Consider the following 11,238-nt stretch of genomic DNA (forward strand, 5'->3'; position numbering starts at 1 on the left):
GCGCGCGTGCCTTGGTGAAACTGGCAATCGCCTCGGCACGCCGCTCCTCAATGGCGTGCAGACGGCCCATCATGAAGGCCGCCCACACCGCGCGTTCGCTGGCCTGCTGCGGCGGCAGTGCCAGTACCGCTTCGAAACGTTGGCGTGCCGCTGTCAGGGCATTGGCGCGAAAGTCCTGCGCCCCTGCCGTGTAGAGGCGAATGGCCGGTGGCAAGGCCGCACCGGCCGCATACGCGGACTCGCCATCGGAGGCGGCGCGCATGGCCTGCAGGGCGGCCCACTGCGCGCCCTCCAGCTGGCCCTTCTCGATCATGCGCAGCGAGCGTGGATCATCGGGCTGGCCTGCAGCCTGTTCGTAGCCGCTGCGCTCATCGGCTTGCAGCTTGTCGGCCGGCGTCACCAGATGCGCGGCTTCCCAGGCGAAGGAATTGGCGGGCGTATTGCTGAGGGTACCGGCGCGGTCATCCAGCAATTGCAGCGGGAAATCCGGCCCGCAGGCTACCACCGTGGCCGCACCCAGCACCAGCAGGCTGCTGGCGGCGCAGGCGATTTTGGTCATGCGGCCCAGGCGGGGCAGGCTGCGCTGGCCCGTGGCGCGGGGGGCAGCGGCAGAACACTTCATTTTTGTCATCAGGATCCCATTTCCAGTGTGAGTTCGGGGGCCGGCGTGCCGTCGGCACAGCGCAGCCAGCCGATGGTACGGCTGCTGCCGGCGCGCAGCAGGCCGGCCTGGCCCAGGCGCAGGTAGCGTCCCCGGGCATCGCTTTCCAGCGTGTAGCCATTGATGCCGTCACCACTGCAGACGTTCCCTGAAGACGCTGCATCCCGTGGCGCGAGGTTCACCCGCACGCGCAGCGGCAAGGCCGCGTCGGCATTGCCGGCATTGTCGATGCGGATATCGGCGGGCGCGTCGTTGCCCTGTCCGGCGACCAGTTGCACCGCCAGGCCACCCTTGAGCGGCTTGCGTTCCAGCACGGCCAGCCAGGTCGAGAGACTCCAGGCGCGGCGGTCATCGCCGGTCGGCAGGCGGAACCAGATCAGCCCGGCCAGTCCCGGCGGCGGGGCCGCTTCCACTTCGGCCACGAAGCGCGCCATCACTTGCGGTTCAGCCATCAGTTCACGCCCCAGGCCACCGGCCAGGAGCGCACGTTCGCTTTCGACTGCGGCGATGCGGCCCTGGCTGTCCCAGCTCACACGCGAGCCATAGGCCGGCAGCGCCACGTGCCAGGGGCGGCGCGTCTGCGCGGCGTACTGGCGCATCCAGTCGCGGGCGCGCTCGCCGTCGAAGAGGCCCAGGCGCGGATCGAGCACGGCGTGGACCTGCAGCGTGGAAGCATCGGCCACGGCCAGCAGTGGCGCCAGCTGCTGGCTGGCCAGCCAGGTCGGCAAGGCCGTCACGGTCAGATCCGTCGGTGCAATCCGGGCCTTGAGGCTGCGCAGGAAGGCGGTGTATTCGGGCAGGCGCGCCGTGGCGCAGTCGTAGTCGATTTCCAGCGCAGCCGGTTGCAGGCCGCGCTGGCGCCAGGTGGTGAGCAGGTCGAGCAGATGATCCTGGATCGCGGCCGCATCGAAGCGCGCCAGCTGGCCGTTGATGCGCACCGTCATCAGCAGCGGGCGGCCGGTATTGGCCAGCGCCTCGGCGTCGGGCGTGATGTCGATCCAGCGGCCGGAGGCCCCCAGTTCGGCCGCCAGCACGTGCCAGCGCGCCACCTGGGCATTGGAAGCAGAGAGCGCCGTGCGCAGGGACGGGGTCCACTGGCGCTGCCAGATGTAGACGTCCTGGGAGAGCTTTTCGGCAGGGAGGGGATGGCGGGAACACGCCGCCAGCAGCACGGCCAGCAGCATCCAGATCAGACACAGGCAACTGCGCCTGGCAAAGCGCGCGGGCAGGAAGGCGAGGGGCATGGTCGTCGGCGAGGTGGAGTTCCGGTTGGCCGGCATTGTACGCGAGCCGACGCCCAAAAAACCAAGGCCCGGCACCTTGCGGTCACCGGGCCCGGTCAGCCTTGCAGGAGGAGCGCGATCAGGCCTTGTAGCCCTTGCTGCTCATCGGCACGAAGGCCAGCAGCACGCCCAGGATGGACAGGCCGATCACGTACAGCGCCGGTCCTTGCGGATCGGCCTTGATCCACAGCGAGATCAGCACCGGCGTCAGTCCGCCGAAGACCGCATAGGCCATGTTGTAGGCAAAGGACAAGCCGGTAAAGCGCACCGCCGGCGGGAAGGCGCGGGTAGAGACGATGGGGGTCAGCGAGATGCTGCCCACGAACAGGCCCACCAGTGCATAGCCCCAGATCAGCGACTCGGGCGAACCCGGCAGCTGGCCGTAGAACCACCAGGTCGACAGGCCCAGGCCACCCCAGCCGATGATCATGCTGGCGCGGGTACCGATGCGGTCGCACAGCCAGCCGATGGCCAGGCAGCCGATGGTCAGCATCAGGGTGCCGGCGCAGTTGGCCTGCATCACCAGCTTGGCCGGCAGGTGGTGTACGGTCTGCAGGTAGGACGGCGTCATCAGGATCACCACCACCACCGCACCCGACAGGCACCAGGTCATGCCGGCGGTCAGGACGCTGGCGGCGCGGTGTTCGCGCAGCACGGTCTTGAGCGGCAGTTCATTGGATTCCTTGCGGCGCGCCGCCAGCTCGCGGAACACCGGGGTCTCTTCCAGATAGCGGCGCAGGTAGACCGAGACCAGTCCGAACACGCCGCCCAGGATGAAGGGAATGCGCCAGGCGTAGCCGGCCACTTCAGCCGGTGCGTAGACGCTGTTGATGAAGATCCCCATCAGCGAACCCAGCAGGATGCCGCCGGTGATGCCGGCGGTCAGCGAACCGACGCCGAAGCTGTAGCGGTTGGCCGGCACGTGTTCGGCCACGAACACCCAGGCACCCGGCATTTCACCGCCGATGGCCGCGCCCTGCAGGGTGCGCATCAACAGCAGCAGGATGGGCGCAGCCACGCCGATGCTGGCGTAGGTCGGCAAGAGGCCGATGACCAGCGTCGGCACCGCCATCAGGAAGATCGAGAGCGTAAACATGCGCTTGCGGCCGATCACGTCGCCGTAGTGGGCAATGATGATGCCGCCCACCGGACGCGCCAGGTAACCGGCCGCGAAGATGCCGAAGGTCTGCAGCATGCGCAGCCATTCCGGCATGTCGGCCGGGAAGAACAGCTTGCCGACCACCGCCGCGAAGAACACGTAGATGACGAAGTCGTAGAACTCCAGCGTGCCGCCCAGGGCGGACAGGCCCAGGGTGCGGTAGTCGGAGGAAGTGAGCGGTCGGTGCTGGGACTCGTTCAGAGCCCCGGTAAATTCAGCAGATTCAGCGGAAGTGGTCATGATGGTTCACTAACGGCAAAGCGGCGACCCGGTCCGCCGCTACATCGCCCCGGGACAATGACGCCCATGGCAATGCCGCAGCGGGCCGCATGGCCTGCTTCAACTTGTTCGTTCGGGTGGCCGCAGAGGGCATGCCAGGAAAGATCAGGACATGTCTGCGAAGGACAGATTCAGCGGAAAACGTAAAGCGAAGAAATACGATTTAGCGTCGAAACTTGCTTAATGATACCCCAAAAACCGGCAAAGCTTCCGCAACGCAGCATTTCTTGCTGCCCGGGCGTGAGCTGGCAGCATCCCTGCCGGTTCCGGGCCGATATGAAGTTTCCTGACCTGGGAAAGCAAAGAAGCCCGCCAGGCAGCCACTGCTGCAAAGCGAGCTTCATGACAATGTGAAGCAACTGACCAAAATCCGGGAGCGCCCTGCCCGCCCGCGCACATGCGAGCCGGCAGCAGCGGCGCAGCCTCAGGATTCCAGCACGATATCGACCGCCGAGGACCGGCGCAGCATCAGGAAGCCTTCGCCATAGATGTTGCGGATTTGCATGGGCGCTTCCTCCAGCGAGCGCAATTTCTGGCGCACGCGGTAGATCAGGGCATCGATGCGATGCGCATCGTATTCCTCGCCGCCGGAACGCAGCAGGTCGAACAATTGCGCGTGCGAGACCGGATAGTTGGGGCTTTGCAGCAACGCCGCCAGGGCCGTGCTTTCCTTGTCGGTGAATTGCAGTGCCACCGAGCCATTGCTGGAGAGGCGTCCCGAGCGGCGGTTGAAGGCCCATTTCTCCGACTGCGGCGAGCTCTGGTGCGGCGCGGTCTTCATGCGGCGTGCCAGGGCCGTCAGCGTGGCCGAGACTTCTTCCAGCTTGACCGGCTTGACCAGCTTGACCAGGTAATAATCGGCCCCGTCGCTCATGCAGCGCACCCGTTCCTCGCTACGGGTAGCAGCGGTCAGGATGATGATGCCCATGGACGGGAAATTCTGCCGCAACGATGCCAGTTCGGGCAGCAGGCTGCCGTCTGGCAAGCCGATGTCGGATAACAGGATGTCGGGCTGACGACTCTTGAGGATGTCCCTGGCCTGGCCCAGTGCCGAGCAGACCGAGATCTCGTAACCCAATTCCCCCACATGTGCGCTCAACGTGTTACGCCAGTCGAGATCGCTTTCTACGATAAGTACTTTCATCACTCTTGTGTTCCGGACGAAACCTGTTTTTATGACTGCCGGAGCATCCCCGCTCCCCCTCCGGAACCTGCCCCCGGAGCCAGCTGCAGGCGTGGAAATGCTTTCCATAATCACAACGTTATACAGAAAATATCTGCGGATAAAATCATAAAAACTCGCAGATGCCTTACACCTGAAAACTCCACTGGGCCTGGCTTTGCGCGTGTTGGCGCAAGAGGCCGGTGACCGTCCCGAGCAGGTGGTCGACCGAACAGGGTTTGAGCAGGAAAGCGGCGATCGTGGGAATGCGCGCACTGGCCGCCGGCAGGTGGGCGCTGATCAGCACCACCGGAATCGGGGAAAAACGTTCATGCGACTTGATGTAGCGCGCCAGCTCCATGCCATCCATGCGCGGCATGCGCAGGTCGGTCAGCACCAGGCTGGGGGCCTGCTCCTGCATCTGCGCGATGGCATCCACGCCATCGGCCGCCGCCACCACCTGCAGTCCGCCCTGCTGCAAGATGCCGCACAGCATCTCGCGCGACTCGGGATGATCTTCCACGACCATCACGGTCGGTGCCTTGCTGATAGTTGCCACCACGTCTCCCTCCTGCCTTCTGTCCCGCACCAGATGTCACGGTGACTTGTTGTGACTGATGGTGATGGTTGGCGACAAAACGCGATATCAGGAAATTCCTGAAACTTGGACAACATTGCGCAAACGCAAGGCACAAGCGGGGTACGCACGCACGGATGTGCACCTGGACAAAAGCGAAGGGAAGCAAGACGCAAGGCCGCGCCCGGCCAAGGCAGAGCTTGGCTGCAGGCGGACTCAGACGGGGGGGAAGGATCAGGGGCGTGCGGTCAGCAGGCGCTGGATTTCGGCCAGCATCTGCTCGAAGAAGACCGGCTTGCGCAGGAACAGGTTGTGACTGGATTGCGACAGATCGTGACGTTCCGGGGCACCGCTGCACAGGATGATGGGCAACGTGGCGCCCCCCGGCAACGCGCGCAGGGCCGCACACAGCTCCAGCCCGTTCATCACCGGCATCATGCAGTCCGAGATGACCAGGTCCGGCCAGGCCTGCTGCGCCTTGGTCAGCGCGTCGGCCCCGTGCACGGCGGTCACCACCCGATAGCCATGCAGCTCCAGCAGCATGGCATAGGTATCGGTGATATCGATCTCATCGTCGACGATCAGGAGCAGGGGCAGTGCCGCCTGCTGTGGGGGTGACGCTCCGGACATGGTCAACGTCCATCCGCAACCGGCGCGGCAAGTGGGGTCACCAGGCCATCGATCTCGATGCCGGCATCCGAAATGTTCATCAGGCGGCTGGCACCGTCGTAGCCGTTTTCGCGCAGTTTCATCACGGAAATCTGGCGGCGGTTGACACTGTCCTTCACCACGTATTCCAGCAGCATCATGTTTTCGTACAGCTGCGAGGAATTGGGGTCGACCTGGGGCTGCGATTCGCGGAAGTACGGCAGTTGCTCGGTGATGAAGGTGGTCACGCCGCGCGCGCGCAGTTCATTGGTCAGCGCCACCAGGAAGGGACGCATGCGCTGCTGCTGCACCACGATGCTGCGCAGGCCATCCACGCCATCGATCAACAGGCGCGTCACGCCACGGCGCGCGATGTTGTCCAGCATGCGCTTGGCGAGGTCGTCGCACAGCATTTCCAGCGGCAGCTGCCACATCACCTGCAGCGCGCCGCTTTCAATATGTTCATCAAGCTGCATGCCGGCCTTGCGGGCCTTGGCCAGCAGGCGTTCGGGGGATTCGTAGAAGCCCAGGATCAGGCATTGCTGGCCGTCCTTCAAGCCTTGTTCGATGAAGTGCAGCCCCATGAGCGTCTTGCCCACGCCGGGGCTGCCCAGCAGACAGGTCAGCGAACCGCTGACCACGCCGCCGCCGATGCACTTGTCCCAGGACGGGATACCGACGCTGACATAACGATCCGAGGTACCCGGCACCTTGCCGGCGCGGGTGGCGGTGGCTTCGAAGCGGGGGAAGATCTCGACCCCGCTCTGGTTGATCTCGAAGACGTGCTTGCCCAGCAGGTGATTGGCCCCGCGCAGCTTGAAGACCTTGATCTCGCGCTCCAGCTGCATGCCGGACTCGTGCTGGCTCAGTTCGATGACGCCATCGACCAGGGTGTTTTCGGACTCGGGCATGTTGCCTTCCACCGGCGAGAGCAGCAGGGTGGTGCAATTCATGGTGAACACCAGCGCATTCAGGGAATGCATGAATTCGGACAGATTCAGGTCCGACGGACCGGAATCCCGCACCGAGCGGAACCCGTCGATGATCAGCATGGCCGGGCGATGGCGATTCAGTTCGGCACTGATCAGGCGCAGCAGGCCGCGCAGGCCTTCGCTGGCCAGCGCACCGTAGCCGCTCAACATCTGCATCTGGTCGCCGACCAGGCTCTCATCGAAAAAGTCAAAATTGCTCACATGATTGAGCATCTTGGCGTGCGATTCGGCGATCAGCGTCAGCAGCATCACCTTGTTGCCGCTGCGTGCCTGCGCAAAACCAACCTGCGAGGCGAGCGTGGTCTTGCCACTCCCGGCCAGTCCCTGGATCAGATAGAGGCTGCCCGCCGGCAGGCCGCCGCCCAGGATTTCGTCAAAGCCGGCAATGCCCGTGCTGATCAACGAAATGCGGCTGGGCCGCAGCGTCGCAACGGCGGCAGGTAAGGGAGACTGCGGGAGATGGCTCATGTGGAGGAAGGCTCGGTGCTTATTATTGTGCAAAGATTTAATGAGTTTTTCGTCATTATACGATTGCCCACGGTATGACTAAGGTTGTCATACAGCGCAAAAGTTGCACCTTGGGGAGGTAAATACCTGCGCCGTGCGCAGGCGCGAGAGCAAGGCCGCAGGGGCCGAGAAGGGGGCGGGAGGTAGGGGGGCTGGCCGCAAACTCATCAGTACGCGTGGCCGGCCAGCCAGGCCCGGCCACGGACTGCGGGGAATCAGCGCAACTTGAAGACGCTGACCGTATTGGCCAGGCCGGCCGCCTGTTCCTGCATGGATTGCGCGGCGGCGGCGGCCTGCTCCACCAGGGCGGCATTCTGTTGGGTGACTTCGTCCATCTGCGACACGGCGCGGTTGATCTCGTCGATCCCCACGCTCTGTTCGGTACTGGCAGCCGAAATCTCGGAGACCACATCGGTCACGCGCTTGACGCTCTCCACCACTTCCGACATGGTCGACCCGGCCTGGCGCACCAGCGTGGTACCGGCCCCGACCTTGCTGACCGAATCGTCAATGAGCTGCTTGATCTCCTTGGCAGCGGAAGCGGAACGCTGGGCCAGCGAACGAACTTCGGAGGCCACCACCGCAAAACCGCGCCCCTGCTCGCCGGCACGGGCCGCTTCCACGGCGGCGTTCAGGGCCAGGATGTTGGTCTGGAAGGCAATGCCATCGATCACGCTGATGATTTCGACGATGCGGTTGGAGGCATCGTTGATGGCTTCCATGGTCTGCACCACCTCGCCCACCACGCCGCCGCCACGCGCGGCCACGCCCGAGGCGGCCATGGCCAGCTGGTTGGCCTGGCGGGCGTTGTCGGTATTCTGCTTGACGGTGGAGGTCAGTTCTTCGAGGGCCGAAGCGGTTTCTTCGAGGGCAGTGGCCTGCTGCTCGGTACGGCGCGACAGGTCCAGGTTGCCGGTGGCGATCTCGGTGGAGGCGGTGGCGATGCTGTCGGTGCCATTGCGCACCTGGCCCACCACCTGGCGCAAACCCTCGTTCATGGTCTGCAGGGCTTGCAGCAGCTGGCCGGTTTCATCCTTGCTGTGCACGCTGATCTCGGCCCCCAGGTCACCCCCGGCCACGCGGCGGGCGATGCCCACGGCATCCTGCAAGGGGGCGGCGATGATGCGCCCCATGGTGATCGCCAGGCCCATGCCGATGGCCAGGGCCGCGATCAGCAGTCCCAGCACGCCCACGCGCGACTGGCTGAAGGTGTCGTCGGCACCGGCGGTGGCGGCATCGCCGCCCTCCTGGTTGATCTTGATGAGCTTTTCCAAATCCCCCAGGATCTGCGGATAGAGCTTGTTGGAATAGCCGAGGAAGAGATCGCGCCCCTGCGCATTGTCCTTGGCCAGGAAGGCGGCCACGATCTTCTTGTGCTCGGCCAGGAATTCCGCAATCTGCGCCGCGACCTTGGGATAGATCTCGCGCTCCTGCGGGGTATCGAGGGTGGCGGCGTAATCCTTCATGGTCTTGTCCAGGCCGGTCAGGATGGCCTGGCTGCGCGAGATGAGGCCATTCATGGCCTCGACATCGCCGTCATAGATCGCCAGTTGCGATTCGGTGCCGCGCAGGCGCACGAAATACAGCTTGATGTCGCCCAGCTTCTTCTGTGCCGGCATCCAGTCGCGCGAGATTTCAGAGGACGCATTCTTGACCTTGGCCAGCTGGTTGATCGAGAAGATCCCCAGTACCGCCATCAACACCAGCACTGCCAGAAATGCCAGCTGCAGTTTCCTGGCAATCTTCAGATTCTTGAACCACCCCATCGTCACCGCCCCTGATCGTATTGAATGTCACGCCTGTCATCGTGGCCCGCTCTGCCGATCCTGCGCAGGGCTCGCCATTCCCCGCGAGGATTATCACGAAATCTCCCGCCATCCAATCGCCAAAAGAGAAGGCGTTTTACCCGGCAGATGCCTTGCTGCAACAGCGCCCTGCGCGCCAGGGCAAACCCTGTTAACATGCGCAGCGATCAAGCTGCAGTATCACGTCAGCAAACAGTCAGCGATCCGCAAGCAATACAGTCGCACCGATATCCCAATACAGCACCGATACAGCAGCGCAAACACCAGCAATACAGCCGACCGACAGCTTCACTTCCTCTCCACCACAATACGCATCGTCTTGGCCATCGAGGCCGCCGCCTTCGGGCCCTCCTCGCACCAGGCACATGCCAACGCCGCCAATGAACCGATTTCCCCGTCAAGTCACCATGTCCCGGCGCAGCCTGCTGCTGACCGGCGTGAGCCTGCTGGGCAGCTACGTCGCCTTGTCCAGCCTGCCCTCCTGGGCCGTCCCGCAGCCTGACAGCCCGCAACTGGCCCCCTTCATGCGCCTGTCCGCGCTGCTGGTCAATCACCGCCTCAATCCGGCGGTGGGCGCGCGCATGCTGGAAGTGGCCGCGCGCGAACACGCCGACCTCGACACCCTGATGCGCCAGTTGCTGGCCATCGCCGAACAGAAGCAGGCCCGCAAGGTGGAAGACTTCTTCGCCGATATCCCCGCCGGCCCGCAGCAGACGCTGGCCTACTGGATCATCTTCGCCTGGTATACCGGCTGCTCTTCGCCAAAGCGCAATGCCACGGTCTTCACCTATGAAGAAGCGCTGACCTACCAGACCACGCTGGACGTGGTCGCCATCCCCTCCTACGGCATCAGCGGTCCCAACCGCTGGCGTCAGGTCACGGTGCCGCTGGCCGACATGCCGCGCTTCTGATCCCTGCAACCTGTGGAAAATCAACGTATGAACAGCAACAACAAGGCCGAGGTGGTCATCGTCGGCACCGGCGTGGTGGGCGTGCTCATCGCCGAGCAACTGCTGGATGCCGGCATCCCCGTACTGATGCTGGAAGCCGGTCCGCGCGTGGCGCGCGCCGAAGTGGTGGAAAATTTCCGCAACCTGCCGCTGGCGCTCAAGGGCGATCCTTCCTCCTGCTATCCGCCGCGTCCGTGGGCACCGCATCCCATGCCCTCCAGCGAGAATCCGGACGATCATTACCTGGAGCTCTCCGGTCCCGACAAATACGCCCAGACCTTCATCCGCTATGCCGGCGGCTCCACTTGGCACTGGGCCGGCACCTGCTGGCGCCTGACGCCGGAAGACATGCAGCTGCACACGCTCTACGGCGTGGGCCGCGACTGGGCCTTCGGCTACGACGTGCTGGAACCGTATTACACCCGCGTCGAACACAAGCTGGGCATCTGCGGTCCGTCCGACCCGGCCCTGCAATGGCCGCCGCAGCGCTCGGCGCCCTACCCCATGCCGGCCCTGCCCTTCAGCCCGGGCGAGCAGCGCTTCACCGACGTGGTCCGGGAACTGGGTTACCACAACATCCCGACGGCCCAGGCGCGCAACAGCGGCATGCCCTACGATGAGCGCCCGGCCTGCTGCGCCAACAACAACTGCGTGCCGGTCTGTCCGGTCGGTGCCAAGTACGACGCCGCCACCGCACTGGCGCGCCTCGAATCCAAGGGCGCCACCATCCTCACCGATGCCGTGGTGTACCGGGTCGAGACCGATGACGCCAACCGCGTGAACGCAGTCAACTACTTCGATGCGAACAAGGTCAGCCATCGCGTCACCGGCAAGATCTTCGTGCTGGCCTGCAACGGCATCGAGACCCCCAAGCTGCTGCTGATGTCGGCCAACAGCCGCAACCCGCACGGACTGGCCAACAGCTCCGACCAGGTCGGCCGCAACATGATGGACCATCCGCAACTGACCATGACGCTCACGCTGTCCGAACCCTACTGGTCCGGTGTCGGACCGGTGGTCAACAGCGGCATCATGGAAACCTCGCAGGGCAGCTTCCGTTCGGAACATGCGGGGGCCTACTTCCGCTACAACAATTTCGCGCGCAATCGTTTCGTCACGTTCGCCGCCTTGAAGAAGGGACTGGTCGGCCAGGCGCTGGATGAGGAAATCCGCCGCATGACCGCCTGCACCGCCGACGTCGTGCTGGCGCATGAA

At 64.4% G+C, this 11,238-nt stretch carries 9 protein-coding genes and 1 pseudogene; 2 read left to right on the top strand and 8 right to left on the bottom strand.

Features of this window, described 5'->3' with window-relative positions:
* The 8 genes and pseudogenes from B3873_RS07725 to B3873_RS07760 form a co-directional block, all read right to left on the bottom strand.
* A pseudogene (locus B3873_RS07725) lies at positions 1-622 on the bottom strand (hypothetical protein); the annotation flags it as partial.
* Between the two features lie 8 nt (positions 623-630).
* Positions 631-1,905, bottom strand: a complete 1,275-nt coding sequence (locus B3873_RS07730; protein ID WP_286865073.1) for a DUF3142 domain-containing protein — start codon at positions 1,903-1,905, stop codon at positions 631-633.
* Positions 1,906-2,023: 118 nt separating this feature from the next.
* Positions 2,024-3,343: an MFS transporter gene (locus B3873_RS07735; protein ID WP_134223223.1), complete on the bottom strand. Its 1,320-nt coding sequence runs from the start codon at positions 3,341-3,343 to the stop codon at positions 2,024-2,026.
* A gap of 463 nt (positions 3,344-3,806) precedes the next feature.
* Entirely contained in the window at positions 3,807-4,526 is a 720-nt protein-coding gene (locus B3873_RS07740; protein WP_286865075.1) for a response regulator transcription factor, read from the bottom strand.
* Positions 4,527-4,692: 166 nt separating this feature from the next.
* The gene (locus tag B3873_RS07745; RefSeq protein ID WP_051156474.1) at positions 4,693-5,103 is read right to left on the bottom strand and encodes a response regulator; all 411 of its coding nucleotides are present in this window, start codon (positions 5,101-5,103) and stop codon (positions 4,693-4,695) included.
* A 252-nt stretch (positions 5,104-5,355) separates the two neighbouring features.
* On the bottom strand, positions 5,356-5,751 hold the full coding sequence (locus tag B3873_RS07750) for a response regulator (protein WP_051057399.1): 396 nt from the start codon (positions 5,749-5,751) through the stop codon (positions 5,356-5,358).
* A 2-nt stretch (positions 5,752-5,753) separates the two neighbouring features.
* On the bottom strand, positions 5,754-7,229 hold the full coding sequence (locus B3873_RS07755) for an ATPase domain-containing protein (RefSeq protein ID WP_286865077.1): 1,476 nt from the start codon (positions 7,227-7,229) through the stop codon (positions 5,754-5,756).
* A gap of 254 nt (positions 7,230-7,483) precedes the next feature.
* The gene (locus B3873_RS07760) at positions 7,484-9,034 is read right to left on the bottom strand and encodes a methyl-accepting chemotaxis protein (RefSeq protein WP_286865079.1); all 1,551 of its coding nucleotides are present in this window, start codon (positions 9,032-9,034) and stop codon (positions 7,484-7,486) included.
* A 446-nt stretch (positions 9,035-9,480) separates the two neighbouring features.
* Between B3873_RS07760 and B3873_RS07765 the strand changes: the two genes are divergently transcribed.
* On the top strand, positions 9,481-9,984 hold the full coding sequence (locus tag B3873_RS07765; protein WP_286865081.1) for a sorbitol dehydrogenase family protein: 504 nt from the start codon (positions 9,481-9,483) through the stop codon (positions 9,982-9,984).
* Positions 9,985-10,011: 27 nt separating this feature from the next.
* Positions 10,012-11,238, top strand: a 1,227-nt coding sequence (locus B3873_RS07770; protein ID WP_286865083.1) for a GMC family oxidoreductase N-terminal domain-containing protein, incomplete at its 3' end; no start/stop codon positions are given.

The organism is Herbaspirillum sp. UBA812 (genome assembly GCF_002296545.1).
GTDB classification, from domain to species: domain Bacteria; phylum Pseudomonadota; class Gammaproteobacteria; order Burkholderiales; family Burkholderiaceae_D; genus Herbaspirillum; species Herbaspirillum huttiense.

What these genes read in the sequence shown, in the direction of transcription:
- B3873_RS07755 (WP_286865077.1), bottom strand. Translation starts at nt 7,229, where the DNA reads ATGAGCCATCTCCCGCAGTCTCCCTTACCTGCCGCCGTTGCGACGCTG.
- B3873_RS07735 (WP_134223223.1), bottom strand. Translation starts at nt 3,343, where the DNA reads ATGACCACTTCCGCTGAATCTGCTGAATTTACCGGGGCTCTGAACGAG.
- B3873_RS07760 (WP_286865079.1), bottom strand. Translation starts at nt 9,034, where the DNA reads ATGGGGTGGTTCAAGAATCTGAAGATTGCCAGGAAACTGCAGCTGGCA.
- B3873_RS07730 (WP_286865073.1), bottom strand. Translation starts at nt 1,905, where the DNA reads ATGCCCCTCGCCTTCCTGCCCGCGCGCTTTGCCAGGCGCAGTTGCCTG.
- B3873_RS07765 (WP_286865081.1), top strand. Translation starts at nt 9,481, where the DNA reads ATGTCCCGGCGCAGCCTGCTGCTGACCGGCGTGAGCCTGCTGGGCAGC.
- B3873_RS07740 (WP_286865075.1), bottom strand. Translation starts at nt 4,526, where the DNA reads ATGAAAGTACTTATCGTAGAAAGCGATCTCGACTGGCGTAACACGTTG.
- B3873_RS07750 (WP_051057399.1), bottom strand. Translation starts at nt 5,751, where the DNA reads ATGTCCGGAGCGTCACCCCCACAGCAGGCGGCACTGCCCCTGCTCCTG.